20 protein-coding genes are annotated in these 18784 nt (G+C 67.0%); 11 read left to right on the forward strand and 9 right to left on the reverse strand.

What is annotated here, in order from left to right:
* Window positions 1-24: 24 nt before the first annotated feature.
* From AC5QAH_RS07145 to AC5QAH_RS07155, 3 genes are all read right to left on the reverse strand, one after another.
* Window positions 25-252, reverse strand: a complete 228-nt coding sequence (locus AC5QAH_RS07145) for a hypothetical protein (RefSeq protein ID WP_010483758.1) — start codon at window positions 250-252, stop codon at window positions 25-27.
* A gap of 75 nt (window positions 253-327) precedes the next feature.
* Window positions 328-603 (reverse strand): hypothetical protein, encoded by a 276-nt coding sequence (locus AC5QAH_RS07150; RefSeq protein ID WP_043451685.1) that lies wholly within the window; start codon window positions 601-603, stop codon window positions 328-330.
* On the reverse strand, window positions 603-2939 hold the full coding sequence (locus AC5QAH_RS07155) for a VapE domain-containing protein (protein WP_049453554.1): 2337 nt from the start codon (window positions 2937-2939) through the stop codon (window positions 603-605). Before AC5QAH_RS07155 ends, AC5QAH_RS07150 begins: the two co-directional genes overlap by 1 nt.
* A gap of 122 nt (window positions 2940-3061) precedes the next feature.
* Between AC5QAH_RS07155 and AC5QAH_RS07160 the strand changes: the two genes are divergently transcribed.
* From AC5QAH_RS07160 to AC5QAH_RS07185, 6 genes are all read left to right on the forward strand, one after another.
* Window positions 3062-3415, forward strand: a complete 354-nt coding sequence (locus tag AC5QAH_RS07160; RefSeq protein ID WP_126559830.1) for a hypothetical protein — start codon at window positions 3062-3064, stop codon at window positions 3413-3415.
* Window positions 3416-3427: 12 nt separating this feature from the next.
* Window positions 3428-3652, forward strand: coding sequence for a hypothetical protein (locus tag AC5QAH_RS07165; RefSeq protein WP_010483754.1), 225 nt, complete (start codon window positions 3428-3430; stop codon window positions 3650-3652).
* An 11-nt stretch (window positions 3653-3663) separates the two neighbouring features.
* Window positions 3664-3918: a hypothetical protein gene (locus AC5QAH_RS07170; RefSeq protein ID WP_019336918.1), complete on the forward strand. Its 255-nt coding sequence runs from the start codon at window positions 3664-3666 to the stop codon at window positions 3916-3918.
* Window positions 3919-4129: 211 nt separating this feature from the next.
* Window positions 4130-4525 (forward strand): DUF2946 family protein, encoded by a 396-nt coding sequence (locus tag AC5QAH_RS07175; RefSeq protein ID WP_019336919.1) that lies wholly within the window; start codon window positions 4130-4132, stop codon window positions 4523-4525.
* A gap of 129 nt (window positions 4526-4654) precedes the next feature.
* A complete protein-coding gene (locus AC5QAH_RS07180; protein ID WP_049453558.1) occupies window positions 4655-6793 on the forward strand; it encodes a TonB-dependent siderophore receptor in 2139 nt (712 codons plus the stop codon).
* A gap of 11 nt (window positions 6794-6804) precedes the next feature.
* Entirely contained in the window at window positions 6805-8310 is a 1506-nt protein-coding gene (locus AC5QAH_RS07185) for a PepSY domain-containing protein (RefSeq protein WP_495232222.1), read from the forward strand.
* A 9-nt stretch (window positions 8311-8319) separates the two neighbouring features.
* On the opposite strand, the gene AC5QAH_RS07190 is transcribed toward AC5QAH_RS07185, so the two are convergent.
* Complete coding sequence (locus tag AC5QAH_RS07190; RefSeq protein WP_495232223.1) at window positions 8320-9453, reverse strand: MFS transporter; 1134 nt, start codon at window positions 9451-9453, stop codon at window positions 8320-8322.
* A gap of 11 nt (window positions 9454-9464) precedes the next feature.
* Window positions 9465-10241, reverse strand: coding sequence for a DeoR/GlpR family DNA-binding transcription regulator (locus AC5QAH_RS07195; RefSeq protein WP_049453563.1), 777 nt, complete (start codon window positions 10239-10241; stop codon window positions 9465-9467).
* A gap of 160 nt (window positions 10242-10401) precedes the next feature.
* Between AC5QAH_RS07195 and smqnr the strand changes: the two genes are divergently transcribed.
* Entirely contained in the window at window positions 10402-11049 is a 648-nt protein-coding gene (gene smqnr / locus AC5QAH_RS07200; protein WP_049453565.1) for a SmQnr family pentapeptide repeat protein, read from the forward strand.
* 3 nt (window positions 11050-11052) lie between these two features.
* Here smqnr and AC5QAH_RS07205 read toward each other — a convergent pair whose 3' ends face one another.
* Both AC5QAH_RS07205 and AC5QAH_RS07210 read right to left on the reverse strand, forming a co-directional pair.
* Entirely contained in the window at window positions 11053-11727 is a 675-nt protein-coding gene (locus tag AC5QAH_RS07205) for a class I SAM-dependent methyltransferase (protein WP_019336923.1), read from the reverse strand.
* Window positions 11728-11813: 86 nt separating this feature from the next.
* Window positions 11814-12512: a glutathione S-transferase family protein gene (locus tag AC5QAH_RS07210; protein ID WP_010483737.1), complete on the reverse strand. Its 699-nt coding sequence runs from the start codon at window positions 12510-12512 to the stop codon at window positions 11814-11816.
* A 115-nt stretch (window positions 12513-12627) separates the two neighbouring features.
* On the opposite strand from AC5QAH_RS07210, the gene AC5QAH_RS07215 reads away from it, so the two are divergent.
* Window positions 12628-13572: a LysR substrate-binding domain-containing protein gene (locus AC5QAH_RS07215; protein ID WP_010483735.1), complete on the forward strand. Its 945-nt coding sequence runs from the start codon at window positions 12628-12630 to the stop codon at window positions 13570-13572.
* Here AC5QAH_RS07215 and AC5QAH_RS07220 read toward each other — a convergent pair.
* Entirely contained in the window at window positions 13511-14890 is a 1380-nt protein-coding gene (locus tag AC5QAH_RS07220; protein WP_049453567.1) for an aminotransferase-like domain-containing protein, read from the reverse strand. The genes AC5QAH_RS07215 and AC5QAH_RS07220 overlap by 62 nt on opposite strands.
* A 132-nt stretch (window positions 14891-15022) precedes the next feature.
* Here AC5QAH_RS07220 and AC5QAH_RS07225 point away from each other — a divergent pair, with 132 nt between their 5' ends.
* The 3 genes from AC5QAH_RS07225 (at window position 15023) to AC5QAH_RS07235 (ending at window position 17843) form a co-directional block, all read left to right on the forward strand.
* Complete coding sequence (locus AC5QAH_RS07225; RefSeq protein ID WP_241874615.1) at window positions 15023-15886, forward strand: DMT family transporter; 864 nt, start codon at window positions 15023-15025, stop codon at window positions 15884-15886.
* A gap of 158 nt (window positions 15887-16044) precedes the next feature.
* Window positions 16045-16926, forward strand: coding sequence for an SDR family NAD(P)-dependent oxidoreductase (locus AC5QAH_RS07230; protein WP_010483729.1), 882 nt, complete (start codon window positions 16045-16047; stop codon window positions 16924-16926).
* A gap of 38 nt (window positions 16927-16964) precedes the next feature.
* Window positions 16965-17843: a LysR family transcriptional regulator gene (locus AC5QAH_RS07235; protein WP_049410223.1), complete on the forward strand. Its 879-nt coding sequence runs from the start codon at window positions 16965-16967 to the stop codon at window positions 17841-17843.
* Window positions 17844-17856: 13 nt separating this feature from the next.
* On the opposite strand, the gene AC5QAH_RS07240 is transcribed toward AC5QAH_RS07235, so the two are convergent.
* Window positions 17857-18756 carry a LysR family transcriptional regulator gene (locus tag AC5QAH_RS07240; protein WP_029550700.1) on the reverse strand — a complete coding sequence of 300 codons (900 nt, stop codon included), beginning with the start codon at window positions 18754-18756 and terminating at the stop codon, window positions 17857-17859.
* Window positions 18757-18784: the final 28 nt, after the last annotated feature.

The raw sequence follows: 18784 nt of genomic DNA on the forward strand, positions 1-18784 counted from the left end.
AAGGACGTGGCCGCTGCCGGTGGATCAGGAATCACGTGCGGCGGTGCTGCGGGCGCGCAGGATGCGCTGGGTGATGCGGCCACCGCGCGCTGCCGCCGCGATCGGGTCAAAGCACAACATGGCGGTACGCGTACGACGGCCGGCAGCAAGATGATCGCGGATGGTCCGCTCGGAAAGTACCGGTACCCGTTGGTGGATCTGTCGTACGGTGAGCTGCTCACCTTCGAAGGCATGCAGTCGGGGTCGAGGCATGGCGGAAGCGCTCCTGGAAGGTGGCGTGGCCGATACAGTCATCTTGCCTCTGTGGACCGCTCCAGTCAACACCTTTCATCTACTTGCATCCTCGGCGGGCTGGGAGGGGGGATTGGCGATCCATTGCCGTACCGCCAGTGACGCCAATCGCTCGCGCTCCACAGAACCCCGGGTGGCCTGTACGCGCGCCAGGTACTGCTGGCGATGCCGGCGCGGGCTGATCGTTCTGCACCGCCCTTGAGCGTCGATGCAGCGGTAGCCCGCCAGTTGCAGCAGGCGCCGTGCCTCGCAGTCGAGGCGCCACTCGGCGCTGTCGCTGCCGACTTCGCGGCCATCATGGGTGCGTGGCATCAGAACGGTCCTGCGATGTGTTCGGACAGGCTGCGGCTGCGCGGTGGCATCAGCCACACCTTTGCCCGTTCCTTGCCCACCACGCGGGTGCGCACGCCATGCCGCTTCACCACGTAGGCGGCGGCCTCGTTGACCTCGCGCCGGTTCGGTTTGTCGATGCCCACCGCGATCACGATCTCGGTGGCACGGTAGTGCGTGCTCCAATGCTCGGCGGGGAGGGACCAGTCGAAGTGGCGGTCGATCAGCTCGGCGATAGGCGAGATGGGTTCGTGCTCGCTGTTGGTGGCATTGAGCGCATCCAGCTCTTCGCCGGACAGGTGCCAGGTCTCGCCATTGCGGTATAGCGCATGGGCTTCGGCCCACACCTGCTGCATGTCGATCCGCGCCGGTTCACCCAACGCCACGGCATGCACGGTCCACCAGCGGCTGTTGCCGGTCGCGTCACGCAGGAAGCGCTCGTCGTTGACACTGGCGAACAGGATGGTGCGCCGCGCATAGCGCGATTCGGTGCGTGCGTAAGGCCGGCGGATTTCATCGTGGCTGCGCGAGATGAATGATTTCAGCGCGGCGATATCAGTGCGGCGGAAGGTGGCGTCGACCTCACCCAGCTCCACGATCCACTTGGAGATGACCTGCTTGATGCTGTCCTTGTTGGTGGGGTCGAGTACCACGCCATCGGCGATCAGCTGCAGTTCGGCCGGTGCCAGCTGCCGTGCCCAGCGCGTCTTGCCCAGATTCTGCCTGGAGACGAAGGTCAGTACACCACGCGCGACCACGCCATCCGGTTCAAAGGCGGCCGCCACGCCGGAGATCAGCCAGCGCCGCATCAGCACCTCCTTCAGGATGCGGCCATCGGCCATGCGCGTGGGCTGGGCTTCCTGCACGGTGTCGAAGAACGCCTGGAGGCGGGACTGGCCATCCCAGGGCTGCGAGGTGATCCAGCTGGCAACGGGATTGTAGGGATTGGCTTCGGCCACCTGGCACAGGTTGGTCTCGAAGCTGGCGGTGGCCATGCCGGCACGGTGCATGCAGTCCATCACTTCGCCGGCGGCAACCTCCTTGGCATTGTCGATCGTGGACTGGAGGTCCGGCACCAAGATCTCCAAGTCCTTGCGGATGACGTTGTAACGCACCGTAACGCCGGTGCGGCGGCACAGCTCGGCGAGATTGCGCGCGGTCGGCAACGGGCGGCCGCGTGCGCTGCTGTCGGGGAACGGAGTGAAGGTATCGAAGGCGGAGAGGTTGCCGGGAACCTGGTAGCTCGCGGCGGCCGGGGAGCGTGTGCCGCTCTCGGCGGGGACTTCGCCCGGCGCGCACGGTGGGTCGGCAAGCAGCTGCGCGCGCAGTGCTTCCAGGCCTTCACGCCGATGCAGGTCGTTGAAGTCGGTGGGGCGATCATCGTCGCCGTGCACGATGGCGAATTCCGGCCAGACCACCCGAGCACCGATGTCTACCGCAGCCTGCGTGGCCTGGCTGACACCAGGGTTCTCCAGTGGTTGCCGCGTCCATTGGTCGTTATCCGCGCAGAGCACGAACGAGGCATCGGGTACGGCGTTGCGCCAGGCACGGGCCACGGCGGTCAGGTTGCCCGCATCCCACGCGACCACGACGCACCAGCCGGTGGCCTGATGGATCGATGCCGCGGTGGCATAGCCCTCGGCAATGGCGATGGGATGCCCGGGCAATGGCTTGCCGATGACATGGAAGCAGCCCTGCTTGCGGCCACCGGCCAGGAAGTCCTTGTCGCGCCCCAGTGCCGGGTCGGTACGGGGAAGGATCGCCTGCAGGGAGACGATGCGTCCGGCAGTGTTCACCACCGGCACCAACAGCGCATTCTCGATGTGGCGGAACACCAGCCCGTCGCTGTTGCGTACCGGCCACGCTGCCACGCGCAGGCCATGAGCGTGCACGCCCTTCCGGGCAAGATAGGGGTGGCTGTCGTCGGCGGGCATGGCCCGCTGCCACAGTACGTTGGCGGCCTTGGCTGCGGCATCCTCGCGCTCGCGTTGTTGCCGCTCCCGTTCGGTCCGGGCCGATTCCTGGCGCTGCCGGATCGCGCGCTGCTCGGTGGGACTCAGCGTGGCCGGTGATTGCGCGCACCAGGCGTGACGGGTACCGGTACGCCAGCTGCCGAACTCGCCGGCGGGCACGTTGTCGCCGAACAGGACCGCCCAGCCATTGCGGGTGCCACGACGGTCACCCTCCACGTGGAAGCGCACCAGCGTGCCGTCGGCGTTGAGTGCATCGCGTCCGCGTGCGTCCGGCACGATGCCGTGTGCATGCATGGCCTGCAGGAACGCCGGGACGACGTCCTGCGTTGGGTGCGGTGTGTACATTCGGCGGGACCCCCTTGGAACGTTGTTCGATGCACAGCGACCGTGGATGGCAATGGCGCTGTGCGATGCCTGCGCTGTGCAGGCCATGCGGCGGCGGCCCGACGCGAAGTGGTCAGTAGGTGATGGAAGGTGTTGATGTGGTCATGGTGTCCGATGGATCCGCCATTTGCAACACCTTTGGATACCTGCTGTCCCTGGATCCGCCAAAGGCGCTCCACGCGGTTCAACATGCGACTGCGATCGCAGATCCGCATCATCGCCGTCTTGTGTCGCAATCGGCGAGAACCGGTTTCCGGATGATGGCCGCGCCGTTCGACGCGGCCCTTCACTCTCTCTCGAACGCCCGCCAGGGCGCCCATGCACAAGGAGCCTGCATGACTGAAGCCGACCTCAATGAAATGCCCCGGCCTGACGCCACATGCGCGCCGCAGGCCGCGGCCGCGACGTTCTCAATCAGTGCGACGACCCCTCGATAAAATACAACCCGCATGACGGACACCATCGACGAAGCGCAGGAACTGGACGCGCGCCATCTGCAACGAGCACTGGCCCAGCACGCAACGCGGGCCCGCAGCGTTGCCCCACTCAGGCCCATTGGGGAATGCCACAACCCGGACTGCAGCGAAGACTTCGACAACGATCCGGCCAGGCTGTTCTGTGGGCCTGCCTGCGCCGAGCGTTTCGAAGCCATCCATCAACACCGCAACGCATAGGAACAGGGGACATGTCTCTGAACAGCAACGACGCTGGCTTCACCGAACGCATCGCCGGATTGTCGGCCGAGCTCGCCGTGCTGGTGAGCCTGGTGGAGAACCACATCCATCTGCAGTTGGCCGACCTGGCCGACTCGGGTGATGTGGATGCACAGGAGCGATTTGCGGTGGCCGATCCGGAGCGCTGGTTGGAGAACGCCCGCAACAGCCTGCAGGCGGGCGTCATGTTCCTGGAACGTGCGGTGCTGCAGCCCGCGCGGTTCTAGCAATGCGATGTGGGGACGGAAGGGGCTGTAAGGCCGCCTTCCGTCCCCCTTTGGGGCCGTGGAGAGCGTCTGCGTCCGCGGCTGCGTCATAACGTCGCACCGCCTTTCTGGAAGCCCTGAACTCGGTCCAAGGTTGGCCATCGCCCCGTAGAATGGTGGCGTGCGTCGTTCTGTCCTCCACCGCCGGTTCCAGGTCCTGGCATGGCTTGCCATGCTGCTGGTGCTGCTCGCCCCGCTGGTGAGCCGCTGGCTGGCGCATGACCACGTTGCGGCCACCGCACCGGTGGCAGCCTTGAATCACGCGATGCACGCAGAGCATGCACAGCACGCGATGGAAGCGCACCATGACCATCACGCGATGGCAATGCAGAACGGGGAATCGACACCGAAGCCGGCTGCCGATCCACACGCCGACCATGAGATGGGTGTGGACTGCGATTACTGCCTGATCGCTGCACGGCTGATCACCCTGCTGGTGGCGGCAGTGTTGCTGTTGGCGCCGATGGCACCGGTGTGCCGCGCGCTGCGCGGTGCGGTGCAGACGTTGCCGCAACGGATCAGCGGCACATTGGGAGCGCGTGGGCCGCCGGCCTTGATGGCCGTCTGAGCCGCACGCGTGTTGCACTGAACGTTCTTCCATGAGGTTGCCGGCCACGGCCGGTGCCCGCACGCGCGTGTTTGCCCCTTTCTGATTGCTGCCCTGCCATTGCGGGGTGGCCTTGCATGCCGTGAACAAATGAAAAACAACCCCAACTCCGCGCGCCTGCGCAGGGCGACACTGCCTGCGCTGTGCATGTCCCTGTTGTACGCCGTGCCCGCCCTTGCCGCCGATGCGCCACCTCCGACCACGCTGGATACCGTGCGCGTGGTCGACACCCGCAGCGGTGAACTGTCTTCCACCGCCAGCGCCGGGTCTGCGCTGGGCCTGAGCGTGCTGCAGACACCGGCCAGCCTGACCGTGATCTCGCGCGAACAACTGGAACAGCGGGGCGACACCAACCTCAATGATGCGATCAGCCGGGCAGGCGCGATCAGTGCGATGCCGCACCCAGGCAACGGCCTGAGTGCGTTGTCCAGCCGTGGCTTCACCGATGGCGCCTCGGTGATGCGCCTGTACGACGGGCTTCGCCAGTACGGCGGCGTGGGCATCACCTTCCCGTTCGATACCTGGTCGACCGAACGCATCGAAGTACTGCGCGGCCCGGCGTCGGTCATCCATGGTGATGGCGCCATTGGCGGGGTCATCAACATCGTGCCCAAGAAGCCCTCGCGTAGCGCCATCGAGAACGAGATCAGCGTGACCGTCGGCAGCGAGGATACTGCGCGCCTGGGCTTCGGCAGCGGCGGTGCGTTGACCCCGGACCTGGCCTATCGGCTGGACGTGAGTGGCAACTACAGCGGTGGATGGGTCGATCGCGGGCGCAACAGGGACGCGACCTTCTCCGGTGCCTTGCTGTGGCAGCCGCGGACGGATCTGCAGCTGACGCTCACCCATGCGCAGGGCTACCAGAAGCCGATGCGCTACTTCGGCACGCCGCCGGTGGATGGCCACCAGCTGGAAGCACTTCGCCATCGCAACTACAACGTGGAGGACAGCGACATCCGTTATCGCGACCGCTGGACCCAACTTGATGCGCTGTGGACGCCGACCTCGAACGTGGAATGGCGCACCCGCGTCTACCAGATCGACAGCCAGCGCGACTGGCGCAATGCCGAGGCCTATGTCTACAACCGCGCCACCGGTTTGATCGATCGCTCCGGCAACACCGAGATCACCCACAACCAGGACCAGACCGGGTTGACCTCGACACTGCGGGTACAAGGAAACATCGCGGGCCTGACCAACCGCTTTGCCGTGGGCCTCGATGCCAATCGTGCGCACTTCAAGCACACCAACAACACCTATGCCGGCAGCTCGGGCCCGGTCGATCCGTTCGATCCGGTGCCAGGCCGGTTCGCCAGCGACGCGCCCAACCTGCCGCGCTATCGCAACCGCGCCGAGCAGTACGCGCTGTTCGTGGAGGACCGGCTTGCGTTGAGCGAACGCTGGTCGGTACTGGGTGGGCTGCGCCACGACCGCGCGCGCATCGATCGCACCGATCTGATCAGTGGCCAGAACGCGTTCTCGAAGACCTACAGCAGCACCGGCTGGCGTGCAGGTACCGTATTCGCGCTGCAACCGGCGCTGAGCCTCTACGCGCAGTACTCACAGGCGGCGGATCCGGTCAGTGGACTGCTGATGATCAGCCCAGCCAACGGTGCCTTTGATCTGGCCAAGGGCCGGCAGATCGAGGTGGGCCTGAAGCAGGCCTTCGATGGCGTCGAGTGGACGCTGGCGGCGTATCGCATCCGCAAGACCGGTCTGCTCAGCCGCGATCCGCTGGTGCCGGACCGCCGCGTGCAGGTGGGCGCGCAGACCTCGCGTGGCATTGAGGCGTCCTTGAACTGGAACTTCGCGCCGCAGTGGTCGCTCGATGCCAACGCCACGGTGCTGAAGGCCGAGTTCGAGGACTTCCTGGAAACCACGGGTTCGCCGGCGGTGCTGGTGTCGCGCGATGGCAACGTACCGCCGAACGTGGCCGAGCGCTTGGCCAACGCATGGTTGAGCTGGCAGTTCCTGCCGGACTGGAGCGTAGCGGCGGGCATCCGCTATGTCGGCAAGCGCTACGCCGACAATGCCAACGCGTTGGAACTTCCCGGCTACAGCACCACCGACTTTGCGCTGACCTGGCAGGCGGCACCGCGCACGCGACTGTCCGCGCGGCTGTTCAACGTGTTCGACAAGGCGTACTACGCCACCGCGTACTACACCAGTACGCAGTGGTTGCTGGGTGCGGACCGGCGCGTCGAATTCACCGTCGACCATCGCTTCTGAGGACGCTGGCGATGACGTTGCGATCCACCGCCAAGCGCTGGACCTACCTGGTGCACCGCTGGCTGGGCATCGGTGGGTGCCTGCTGATGCTGCTGTGGTTCGTGAGTGGCACGGTGATGCTGTTCATCGGCTACCCGAAGCTGACGCCGGGTGAGCGGCTGGCGGCGTTGCCGCTGCTGGGGGGTGCCCGCGGCTGGCAGGGGCTGTCGGTACTGCCAGCTGCCGTGCAGGCAGAGCCGGAGGCCGTGGCACTGACGACGCTGCGCGGCGAGCCAGCGTATGTGGTGCGAAGCGGCGGCAACCTGGGCGCCTGGTCTGCGCGCACCGGCCAGGTTCTGCTTCCGGTGTCGGCACAGCGCGCCGAAGCGTCCGCTGCACAGTTTGCTGGCGGCCAGGCGTTCGTGGGCGCGATGCGCGTGGAAGAGGATCGCTGGACGCACTCGCGCGCGCTGGACGCGCACCGGCCGCTGTACCGGGTGGAGGTAGGGGGCGCGCAGCCGGGTGACCTTTATGTGTCCTCGCACACCGGCGAAGTGGTGCTGGACGCCCCGCATGTGCAGCAGCGCTGGAACTATGTGGGCGCCTGGCTGCACTGGCTGTACTTCCTGCGCATGCAGTCGGTCGACCCGGTGTGGACGTGGGTGGTGATCGTGCTGTCCGCACTGTGCACGGTGGCGGCGATCAGCGGCATCGTGGTGGGCGTATGGCGCTGGCGTTTCCGTGGGCACTATCGTTCCGGTGCGAAGACGCCGTACGTGGAGTCGTGGATGCGCTGGCACCATCTGATCGGATTGTGTGCTGCGGCCTTCGTGTTCACCTGGATTTTCAGCGGCCTGATGTCGATGAATCCATTGGGCGTCTTCAGCAGCACGCGCGAGGCGATCGACAGCGGACGCTATCGGGGTGGCGCGGTGGCGGTGGATGGCGTGTTGGGTGAGCCGGCAAAGCTCCTGGCGGTGGCCGATGCCGAGCGCTTCCGGCCGGTGGAGATCCAGTGGCGACGGATCGGTGGTGAACTGTTCGCGGTGCTGCTGGACGGGCAGGGTGATACCCGCATCGTGTCCGGCAGCAATGGGCATCTGCAGGTTACGCGGTTGCTTCCGGCAACGTGGCTGCAGCAGAAGGTGCGTGCGCTGTCCGATGCACCGATGCAGGGGTTCGTGGTGCAGCATGCGGCGGATGCCTACTTCTATCCGCGTGCGCCAGAGGCCATGAATGGTGCAGCGGTACGCCGCTTCCCGGTGGCAGTGGTGGACTTTGGCGACGCCGAGGCGACGCGCGTCTATCTCGACCTGGCCACCGGCGATCCGTTGCTGACGATGGGGCATCGCGAGCGGGTGGGGCGCTGGCTGTTCTACTTCCTGCACAGCTGGGACCTGCCTGCGATGCTGCGTCAGGAAGGTGCCCGGTTGGGGCTGTTGCTGCTGCTGAGCCTGGCGGGTACTGCGTTGTGTGCAACGGCCACGGTGATCGGCTACCGCCGGTTGCGGATGAAGCTGCGGCGCAGGCGGCGCTGATGCACTGGGCTACACCCGCAGCCAGCGCGTGGACACGGCAACCAGCAACAAGGCCGTGGCCACGCCGATGAACGCGGCGATCAGGCCGAAATGGTTGGCGGCGAAGCCGATCAGCGCCGGTCCGGCAAGGATGCCGGCGAAGCCCAGCGTGGAAACGGCGGTGATCGCCAGCGCACCCGGCATGCGGGTCTGGTGGCCGGCCAGCGAGAACAGCGCCGGTGCGATGTTGGCGCAGCCAAGGCCGACCAGCACATAGCCCGCCAGCGACGCCTGCCATGGCGTGACCAGGGTCAGCACCAGCACGCCAGCGGCAGCAAGCAGAGCGCCGAGAACGATCGCGCGCTGGCGGCCCACGCGCGCCACCAGTGCATCGCCGAACAGGCGGGCGATGGTCATGGTCAGGGTGAAGGTCACATAGCCGATACCGGCGAGGCTGGCATCGACGCGACGCACATCGCTGAGGAACACCGCGCTCCAATCCAGCATCGCACCTTCGCCGAGGAACGCAACGAACGCCAGCACGCCGATGAACAACACGATGCCGTGCGGCAGGGCCAGCATCGGTGTGTCGTGCGGCATGCGTTCGCTGTGCCAGTACGCTGCCGAAAACAGCAACGCCAGCAGCATGGCGCCAACGCCGATCAGCACCGATGCCAAGGGGGGCAGCTGTGCGGACAGCAGCACGGTCATGGTGGCCGCGCCGAGGAAGCCGCCGATGCTGAAGAAGGCATGGAAGCCGGACATCATCACGCGCCGTGCTTCGCGCTCGACGATGACGGCCTGCACGTTCATCGTGCAGTCCATCGCGCCCACGGCGGCACCGAACACGAACAGCACCAGTCCCAGCGTCCAGGCCGAACCGGACAGTGCCAGGCCGGGCACCGTCAGGCAGATCAGCAGGCTGCTGGCCACCATCACCCGGCGGCAGCCGAGGCGCGCGGCCAGTACGCCGGACAAGGGCATCGCCAGCAGCGAACCGGCACCGAGGCAGAGCAGTACCAGGCCCAGCGTCGCGTCATTGATCCCGGTACGTGCCTTGGCGAAGGGCACCAGCGTGGCCCACAGCGCGGTGGCGAAGCCGGGAATGAAGAATGCAGCGCGGGTCGCGTGCTGTTCGGCACGCGCGCGGTTGGCGAGGGACATGAGCGGTACGGTCAGGGAGGAGTGGGGTGCACCGCAATACCGGCGGCGCGGAAGCGAGCTGCCAGTGCGGGCGGTGCGGTGGTGGTCAGCACCAGATCGTCGATCTCGTCCAGGCTGGCGATCTGCCAGTGGCCGCGGGCGCCGAGCTTTTCAGTGGTGGCGGCGACGATGATGCGGCTGCTGCAGGCCACCATCGCGCGCTTGAGCGTGGCTTCCTCGGCATCCATCGCCCACACGCCGGTGTCGCCGTCCACCGCGCAGGGGCCGGGCAGGTACACATCGGCACGCAGGCGTTGCACCTGGGCCAACGCTTCGGCACCGACCGCACCGCCACCGCTGGCCAGGCGGCCGCCGATCAGCTGCACCGAGGTGCCTCCAAGCAGGCTGGCGGCGGTGGCGATCTGCGGGGCATTGGTGATCACCGTCAGCCCGAGAGCGGCCGGCAGCTGCTGGGCGATCGCCAGGTTGGTCGAACCGGCATCAAGCAGTACGACCTGGTCGGGTTGCAGCAGCGCGCAGACGCGGGCGGCCAGCTCGGCCTTGTCGCCGCGGTCGCGGGTCAGGCGCTCGCGCAGCGGGCGTTCCTTTGGCGGTGGCAGCACGGCGCCCCCGTAGACACGCTGGCACAGGCCCTGGGCGGCCAGCTCGCGCAGGTCGCGGCGGATCGAATCTTCGGAGACGGCATAGCGGCGCGCCAGTTCGGCGGCGACCACGCGGCCCTGCTGGCGCAGTTCCTCGAGGATCTGCCGGGTGCGCTGGGCGGGGAGGGGGCTGGAATCGGAGCTCATGCTGCAAGTCTGCATCTTCGTGCATTAACGTGCAACAACGTGCATTTTGGCAGGGTAGGCGCAGCGCGGCTGGACTGCCGGTAAACCGGGCCGCACCCGGGGTCTATGGATCGCCTTTGCGGCCCGGCATCATGGCGGGGCACCTGGCATGGAATCCCTGATGCCCCCGACCGTTCACCGCAAGCTGCGCATCCGCGCAGACCAGTACACCGGCCAGAAAGTGGTCGATCAGCAGTTCCACGAGTGCGATTTCTCCGGCGCGGACCTGACCGGCACCGAGTTCATCAACTGCAGTTTCTACGATGCCGACAGCCGTGCCGGCTGTCGCTTCAACGGCGCCACGCTGAAGGAAGCCAGCTTCCGCAGCTGCGACATCAGCATGTGCCACTTCAACTTCATCAAGGCACTGGGCCTGGAGATCAGCGAGTGCCGTGCGCAGGGCGCGGACTTCAGCAACGCCAGCTTCATGAACCAGATCACCACGCGCAGCGGGTTCTGCAGTGCCTTCATCAAGAAGTCGAACCTGCGCTATGCCAATTTCTCGCGGGTGACGCTGGAGAAGTGCGAGCTATGGGAAAACCGTTGGGACGGTGCGAACGTGAGTGGCGCCAGCTTCGCCGGCTCGGACCTGTCCGGCGGCCAGTTCGAGGGCATCGACTGGAACAGCGCCAACTTCACCGACTGTGATCTGACCAACTCCGAGCTGGGCGAGCTGGACCTGCGCAGGACCAACCTGCGCGGCGCCACGCTGGACGTGCAGCAGGTGGCGCTGTTGATGCAGCGCATCGGCATCACCGTGGTGCCGTAGGCATCACCTGGCGTACGCCACCCAGCCCTTGAAGCTGAAGCCGGCATAGAACAGCTCCACGTCGTCGAAGCCGGCCTCCTGCAGCAGGGCGACCTCCTGCTCGGGCGCCAGCAGCGGCAGCCGCTCGGCAATGGCCTCGATCGCGCGCTGCGCATCGGCGCGGGCAACCCCCGAGGCTTCGGCGAACGCCGCGTAGCGCTGCAACCAGCGCAGCTTGCCGGCCGGATCCTGCGGCACGCTGTGGTGCGCCACCACCAGCGGCGCGCCGGGCTGCAGGCGCCGGTGCAGCTCGCGCAACGTGTGCAGGCGCTGCGCGGCGTCGAGGAAGTGCAGGGTCAACAGGCAGCTGGCACCGTCGAAGCGCAGATCGGGCGCATCGTCGATGTAGCCTTCCAGCAGCTGCACGCGCGACTTCAGCGGACCCAGTGTCTGTTCGGCCAGGGCCAGCATCGGTGCGGCCGGATCCACGCCGAGCAACTGCCAGCCCGGCTGTGCCTCGGCGAAGGCCTTCAGCTCAAGCCCGCCACCGGCACCGAGTACCAGCACGCGGCCCTGTGCGGGAACGCGTTCGGCCAGCAGCAGGCGGCTCATCTGCTGCAACGCGAGGAAACCGGGCACCTGGCGCAGCGGTGCTTCGGCATAGCGGGCCACCGCCTGCGGGTCGGAGAACGTGGACATGTGCGGATTCCTTCGACGGGGACAGACCACTGTAGCGCGGCGCGCAAGAGGCATTGCGCGCCGCTGCCGCAGAGACAGCACAGGGCTCAGGCCGCTGCGGCCTCAAGCACGTCTTCCAGCCTCACCTCGCCGAGGAAGCCACCACTGCTGGTTGCCGGCTGCTGCGCTTCGATGGCGTGGGCGAACTGCACGCCCGCGTCGTCCTGCAGGCGTTCGAACAGCTGCTGCACCCTGGGGAACTCGCGGCGGTCGACCACCTGGTGATAGTCGTTCCAGCGCGCGATGCCGGCGAAGTAGGCATCGGCGAAGCTGCGCTGTTCGCCCAGCAGCCACGGGCCCGTACCGATCATCTGCTCCAGCGCCTGGTGGGCGTGGCGCACCTTGGTCGTGCCATAGGCACCCAGCACCTCGGCTTCATCACCTTCCGCATGCTCCAGTGCGTGCCAGAGCGGCGCGTAGGCACCGAAGAAGCTGGTGTTGAGATAGGCCAGCCGGTGGTTGAGGCGATCGAAGCCAGCCGTGCCCTGTGCGAAGCCCAGCCCCTGCGCGATGCCCTTCGCAGCCAGGTGGTTGAGGATGGCCAGGCTCTCGCTGAGCAGCTCGCCCTGCGGGGTTCGCAGGGTCGGGGTTTCGCCCAGTGGATTGAGGCGGCGGTAGTCTTCGCCCTGCACCTGGCCGGGCATGTCGATGCGGCACAGCTGGTAAGGCTGGCGCAGCCACTCCAGTGCAACGATGGAGCCGAACGAGCAGCCCGAGGGCACGCCGTAGAAGAGGATCGGGGTCATGGCAGATTTCCGGTTCGAGCCGCGATGCGGCGGGTGAGGAAAGCGTGCCAGCATGGACATTGCCGCTGAAGCCGTCCGAATGGCATCCTGAAGTCCACACGTGTGGACGTTGCGCATGCTCAACCTCAATGATCTGGCCCTGTTCGTGACCGCAGTGGAGCAGGGTGGTTTCGCCGCAGGTGGGCGCCATCTGGGCCTGCCGCGCTCGACCCTTAGCAAGCGCGTGGCGCTGCTGGAAGAACACCTCGAAGTGCGGCTGCTGCAACGCAGTTCGCGCCGCTTCGCGCTGACCGAGGTCGGCCAAGAGTTCTTCGAACGCGCACGCGCGGCGTTGTCGGAGGTAGAGGCTGCGGAGGCCATTGTCCGCGACCGCCAGGCCGAACCCAGCGGCACCGTGCGCATCAGCGCTTCGATTCCGGTGGTGCAGGGCGAGCTCGCCGCGTGCCTGCCCGCGTTGGCCCGCCGCTATCCGCGGCTGCGCATCGAAGTTGAAGTGAGTGATCGTTTCATCGATCTGGCGCAGGAGGGCATCGACATCGCCCTGCGCAGCCACTTCGGTCCGCTGCCGGATTCCGGGTTGGTGCAGCGAATGCTCGGTAGCGAACGCATCGTGCTGGTGGCGTCCCCTGGTTATCTGGCAGCCGCGCCGGCAGTGGACACGCCCGAGCAGCTACGCGCGCATGCCGGCCTGCTGACCGCGCGCCATGCAACGCGCTGGACGCTGCACAGCGCCGACGCCGGCACCGTGCAGGTGGAGCCGCAGGTGGCGCTGGTCGGCAATGAATCGCAGCTGCTGATCGCGGCGGCAGAAGCGGGTCTTGGCATCACCGTGCTGCCCTACAGCCTGTGTGCGGCGGCCATCGCTGCTGGCCGCCTGCAGCAGGTCCTGCCGGCGTGGCATGCCGGCGAAGTCACCACCAGCGTGCTGCTGCCGCATCGTCGCGGCCAGCTGCCGGGCGTGCGCGTGGTGGTGGATGCGCTGGTCGCGCATTACCAGCTCAACGCAGCGCGCGTGCCAGTACCTGCCAGATCCTCGGGTCCTGGCACTGCGAGACGTTGAAACGCACATAGTCGGCCGCGCGCTGCGATTGGCTGAACGCGTTGCCCGGGGCCAGAACGATGCCTTCGCGCAGGCACTGCCGTGCCAGCGCAGCAGCATCGCGGCCATCGGGAAGCTGGCACCAGAGGAACAGGCCGGCTTCCGGTTGCAGCCACGGCGTGATGCCCAGCGTGTGCAGTTTCCGCAGTGTGTGCCGGCGCGCATCGGCCAGGCGCGAGCGCACCGATTGCATGTGGCGGCGATAGCCACTGTCGGTCAGCGCGATGTGCATCAACTGCATCGCCAGATGGCCGCCGCCGAAGCTGGTGGCCAGCTTCAGGTCGGTCAGCGCTTCGATCCAGTCGTGGCGTGCAGCGATGTAGCCACAGCGCGAAGCGGCCGACAGGGTCTTGGAGAAGCTGCCGACGTGGATCACCCGCGACAGCCCATCCAGCGCAGCAAGGCGCGGTGCCGGCTGCAGTTCGAAGTCGGCGAAGATGTCGTCCTCGACGATGATCAGTTCGCTGCGTTCGGCCAGCCCCAGCAGCCGATGCGCGGTGCTGGCCGAGAGCACTGCGCCGGTCGGGTTGTGCAGGCCCGAGTTGGTGATGTACAGCCGCGGCGAATGCGCCTGCAGTGCCTGCGCGAACGCCTCCAGGTCCGGGCCGCTGTGCGTGTACGGCACGCCGATGGCCTGCACCTGGTGCGCCTTCAGCAGCGCGTGGTAGTTGAAGTAGCTTGGATCATCCACCAGCACGCAGTCGCCGGGCTTGAGCAGGAAACGGCAGAGCAGATCGACCGCGTGCGTACCGGATTCGGTCAGCAGGATCTGCTCAATCGGTGCATCAATGCCCAGCGCCGCGCTGCGCCGTTGCAGCAGCTGGCGCAATGCGGGCAGCCCGAGCGGACCGGCGTAGTCGACCAGCTGCATGGCATCGGCACGCGCCAGTCGGCGCAGGCCGCGGCGCACGCCGTCGTGATACAGCCAATCACTGGGCATCCAGCCGCAGCCCGGCTTGAGGTGGCCCGCCGGCGTTTCCAGCGATTGCCGCGACACCCACAGCGGGTCCACCGCGCGGTCCAGGCGTGGTTCCATTTCGGCCAGGGCGAGCGGTGCGGCCGGTCCACTGACATAGAAGCCGGAACCGGCACGCGCGCTGATCAGCCCTTCGGCGGCGAGGCGCTCGTAGGCCTCGACCACGGTGGAGACCGACACGCCCATCGCCGCCGCCTGCGCACGCACCGAGGGCAGGCGTGAGCCGGGGCCATCCACCCGCGCGCCGATGCGGGTACGGACGGCCTGGATGACCGATTCGATGCGGGTAAGCGGGCGCGTCATGGCGAAAGTGTGCTGTAAGTGTGGGCAGTACAGTTATTTGAAACTGTACTGGATTGTAGCTGGGGGGCGCGGGCCGCAGGTGCTTCCATGGAGACCCCGCCGGGCACCGCCCGGCACCCCGGGAGTACAGACGTGGAACGGTCGGCGAGTGGTTGGATGAATGGCTTCATCGGTGTGGTGATCTTTGCCGGCTCGTTGCCGGCCACCCGCCTGGCCGTGCTGCAGCTGGACGCCGGGTTCGTTACCGCCGCGCGCGCCACCATCGCCGCCATACTCGGCCTGGGCCTGTTGCTGCTGTTGCGCCAACCCTTTCCGCGACGCAGCGACCTGCCCGGGCTGGCGGTGGTCAGCCTTGGCGTGGTGGTCGGCTTCCCGCTGCTGACCGCGCTTGCCCTGCGCCACGCCTCATCAGCGCACACCATCGTGTTCCTCGGCCTGTTGCCGCTGAGCACTGCAGTGTTCGGCGTACTGCGCGGTGGCGATCGGCCGCGCCCGGCGTTCTGGCTGTTCTCGCTGCTGGGCAGCGCCTGCGTGGTCGGCTATGCCGCGCGCAACGGCATCGAGGCCTCGTTGCAGGCCGACCTGCTGATGCTGGCGGCGATCGTGGTGTGTGGACTGGGCTACGCTGAAGGCGGTCGGCTTGCCCGTGATCTCGGCGGCTGGCAGGTGATCAGCTGGGCGCTGCTGCTGGCACTACCGGTGATGCTTCCATTGACTGTGCTGATGCGACCGGCCTCGTTTGCAGCGGTCGACGCGTCGGCATGGTGGGCACTGGGCTACGTGGCGGTGTTCAGCATGCTGCTTGGGTTCCTGTTCTGGTATCGAGGTCTGGCACAAGGCGGCATCGCCGCTGTCGGCCAGTTGCAGCTGCTGCAACCCTTCTTCGGTCTGACGCTGGCTGCATTGCTGCTGCACGAGTCGGTCAGCCTGGGCATGGTGCTGGTGACGCTGGCCGCCGTGCTCTGCGTCGCCGGCGCCCGCCACTTCAGCCGCTGAAGAAAAAGGGGACGGAGGGGATTAAGTCGTATTTGGCACCGCTGTGCCTGAAACGACTTAATCCCCTCCGTCCCCTTTTTCGACGATAGCGTGTGCGTATCGTGGTGTGCGGCCAATGGTATTGGCCCTATCAGTGGCGTGTGGCTGAAGCTGTGCGAATGAAGCCGATTTCCCGAATTTCCTTTGAGGGCCAGGTCGGCCTGGTGACGGGCGCCGCCGGTGGGCTGGGCTTGGCCTACAGCCGACTGCTGGCCGAACGTGGTGCGCACGTGGTGATGCATGACGTCGGTGCCGGCACCGATGGTTGTGGCCATGACCCGCAGCGCATCCAACGCAGTGTCCAGGCGCTGCAGGCGCAGGGCCATTCCGTGCAGGCCGTGTCCGGGCGCATCGATCATCGCGCGGGGTGCGGCGCACTCCTGCAGGACCTGCTGCACCAGCATGGGCGCATCGACTTCCTGATCCACAACGCCGGCTGGGTCGAATACCAGGCCTTGGAAGTGATCACGGACGAAGCGCTGGATCGGATGCTGTGCCTGGCGGCGAAGACGCCGCTGTGGCTGGCGCAGGCGGTGTGGCCGGCGATGCGCGCGGCGGGCGGGGGCCGCATCGTCATCACCACCTCCGATCGCGCGCTGTATCCGCAGTACGCACAGCGCGGACTGTCTGCCTATGCGATGGGCAAGCTGGCCGCGCTTGGCCTGGTCAATGTGCTGGCCCTGGAAGGCGCCGAGCACGGCATCGTGGTCAATGCGGTTTCGCCGGTAGCGAAGACGCGCATGTGGGGCATCGAAGGCGAACCCGACGAACTGCATCCGGACGCCGTTGCGCAAGGAGTGGCCTATCTGGCATCCACGCGCTGCCAGGAGGGTGGGTGGGCACTGCGTGCCAGCAACGGGCAGTTCCATGCACTGCGCCTGCAGGACGCCGCGCATGTAGCCTACCCGCGCGATCTGCGTGCGGTCAGTGCGGACAGCATCGAGTCGGTGGCCCTGCAGTGGCCGGCCATCGCGCGCGCCAGCGTGGACCAGCGTGGTTGAGGGCGTACCCTAGGCAGGTTCCTACTGTCTGCTTCGAGATGATCGACCTGCGCCTGCTTCGCCAGTTCGTGGCCGTGGCCGAAGAACTGCATTTCCATCGCGCCGCGGCCCGCCTGCACATGTCGCAACCGCCGTTGACGGCCGCAATCCGGCGGCTGGAAGATGAGCTGGGCAGCGAACTGATCATGCGCGGCAATCGCACCCTGGGCTTGACCGTGGCCGGGCAGACCCTGCTGGCGGAAGCACGGGCAACCCTGCAGCAGGCCGAACAGGCATTGCAGCGCACGCGCGAAGCGGCAGCGGGGCACAGTGGCAGTCTGCGCGTAGGTTACGTGGGAAGTGCACTGTACGGGCGCTTGCCGGGGCTGATCCGCCATTTCCGCCAACGGTATCCGCAGGTGCAGCTGCATCTGCAGGAAGCCACATCGCACCAGCAGCAGCTGTGGTTGCGTGAGCAGCGCATCGACGTCGGCGTGTTGATTCCACCGATTCCCGCAGCTGAGCTGGTGCTGCACGACTTCGACCGCGACCGTTTGGCGATTGCGCTGCCTCGTGCACATGCATTGGCCGATGCGCCGGAGGTCAGTGTGGCGATGCTGGCTGACGAGCCGTTCGTTTCCTGGCCGGCGGGCGAGGGCATCGGCTTCCATGCACAGGTGCTGGGCCTGTGCACGGCGGCGGGATTCACGCCGCGCGTGGTGCAGGAAGCACAGGGCATGCACGCGGTGTTGTCACTGGTGGCCGTAGACGCCGGCGTGGCGATCGTGCCTGCCAGCATGGCCAGCTTTCGTCCGCAGGAGATTGTCTACCGTGTGCTGGATGGCGATGCAGCGTGTTTCGCGCTTCAGTTCTGCACGCGCCCGGAACAGGCGTTGCCGGTGGTGCGCAATTTCCTGATGGCCGCGACCACCGGCTGATCCTGCGGATCGGCTATGCCTGGCCGCTGCGGAACAGATGCGCAGCGGCATAGTCGATGAACACCCGCAGCCGTGCGCTGGGGTGGCGCCCGCCGGGCCATAGCAGCGAGAACTGCCCCTTGTGCGTGGGCAGCGCTGGCAGCACCTGTTGCAGGCGGCCGTCGGCCAGTGCGTCGGCCGCCAGGAAGTCGGGCATCCAGGCCAGGCCCATGCAGCCGATGGCGGCGGCCAGCACGGCTTCCATGTTGTTGCAGGTCATCGCCGTCGGAAGGCGCGCGCCTGCATCGCCTTCCACCCCCGGCAACTGCCAGGGGTGCAGCTTCCCGGTAGTCGGGTAGCGGAAGCGCAGAGCCGCATGCATGCGCAGATCGCCCACATCGCTGGGAATGCCGTGCGCCTGCAGATAGCCAGGCGCCGCGCAGAGCATGAAACGAAAGCCACCCAGGCGCCGTGCGGTCAGGCTGGAATCGGCCAGTTCGCCGCTGCGTATCACCGCGTCGAGGCCTTCGCTGACCACATCGACGATGCGGTCGTTGAAGTCCAGTTCCAGCTGCACCTGTGGGTAGCGCTGCTGGAAGCCGGGCAGCACCGGCAGCAGGAAGCGGTAGCCGATGGTGGGCAGACCGATGCGCAGCAGCCCGCTGGGGGCGTGCTGTCGCTGCGCGAGGTCTGCCTGCGCTTCGGAAAGTTCATCCAACGCACGCCGGCAGCGTTGCAGCAGCAGTTCGCCTTCGTCGGTGAGGTGCACGCGGCGGGTGGTGCGATGGAACAGGCGGGTGCCGAGTTCCTGCTCAAGGCGGGCGATACGCTTGCCGACCGCCGAGGCGGACAGGCCGAGCACGCGGGCAGCGCCGACGATGCTGCCGGCTTCGGTGGTACGGACGAAGGCAAGCAGGGCGGAGATGGAGTCCATGCGGGCATGATTGCGGAACATCTGGCCG

The sequence above is a fragment of the Stenotrophomonas sp. YJH_SMC_43 genome (genome assembly GCF_059372535.1).

Coding starts and splice junctions, on each gene's coding strand:
- AC5QAH_RS07185 (WP_495232222.1), top strand. CDS start 6,805: ATGACGTTGCGATCCACCGCCAAGCGCTGGACCTACCTGGTGCACCGC.
- AC5QAH_RS07180 (WP_049453558.1), top strand. CDS start 4,655: ATGAAAAACAACCCCAACTCCGCGCGCCTGCGCAGGGCGACACTGCCT.
- AC5QAH_RS07170 (WP_019336918.1), top strand. CDS start 3,664: ATGTCTCTGAACAGCAACGACGCTGGCTTCACCGAACGCATCGCCGGA.
- AC5QAH_RS07230 (WP_010483729.1), top strand. CDS start 16,045: ATGAAGCCGATTTCCCGAATTTCCTTTGAGGGCCAGGTCGGCCTGGTG.
- AC5QAH_RS07215 (WP_010483735.1), top strand. CDS start 12,628: ATGCTCAACCTCAATGATCTGGCCCTGTTCGTGACCGCAGTGGAGCAG.
- AC5QAH_RS07210 (WP_010483737.1), bottom strand. CDS start 12,512: ATGACCCCGATCCTCTTCTACGGCGTGCCCTCGGGCTGCTCGTTCGGC.
- AC5QAH_RS07240 (WP_029550700.1), bottom strand. CDS start 18,756: ATGGACTCCATCTCCGCCCTGCTTGCCTTCGTCCGTACCACCGAAGCC.
- AC5QAH_RS07165 (WP_010483754.1), top strand. CDS start 3,428: ATGACGGACACCATCGACGAAGCGCAGGAACTGGACGCGCGCCATCTG.
- AC5QAH_RS07150 (WP_043451685.1), bottom strand. CDS start 603: ATGCCACGCACCCATGATGGCCGCGAAGTCGGCAGCGACAGCGCCGAG.
- AC5QAH_RS07160 (WP_126559830.1), top strand. CDS start 3,062: ATGGAAGGTGTTGATGTGGTCATGGTGTCCGATGGATCCGCCATTTGC.
- smqnr (WP_049453565.1), top strand. CDS start 10,402: ATGCCCCCGACCGTTCACCGCAAGCTGCGCATCCGCGCAGACCAGTAC.
- AC5QAH_RS07155 (WP_049453554.1), bottom strand. CDS start 2,939: ATGTACACACCGCACCCAACGCAGGACGTCGTCCCGGCGTTCCTGCAG.
- AC5QAH_RS07205 (WP_019336923.1), bottom strand. CDS start 11,727: ATGTCCACGTTCTCCGACCCGCAGGCGGTGGCCCGCTATGCCGAAGCA.
- AC5QAH_RS07145 (WP_010483758.1), bottom strand. CDS start 252: ATGCCTCGACCCCGACTGCATGCCTTCGAAGGTGAGCAGCTCACCGTA.
- AC5QAH_RS07195 (WP_049453563.1), bottom strand. CDS start 10,241: ATGAGCTCCGATTCCAGCCCCCTCCCCGCCCAGCGCACCCGGCAGATC.
- AC5QAH_RS07175 (WP_019336919.1), top strand. CDS start 4,130: ATGCTGCTGGTGCTGCTCGCCCCGCTGGTGAGCCGCTGGCTGGCGCAT.
- AC5QAH_RS07190 (WP_495232223.1), bottom strand. CDS start 9,453: ATGTCCCTCGCCAACCGCGCGCGTGCCGAACAGCACGCGACCCGCGCT.
- AC5QAH_RS07220 (WP_049453567.1), bottom strand. CDS start 14,890: ATGACGCGCCCGCTTACCCGCATCGAATCGGTCATCCAGGCCGTCCGT.
- AC5QAH_RS07235 (WP_049410223.1), top strand. CDS start 16,965: ATGATCGACCTGCGCCTGCTTCGCCAGTTCGTGGCCGTGGCCGAAGAA.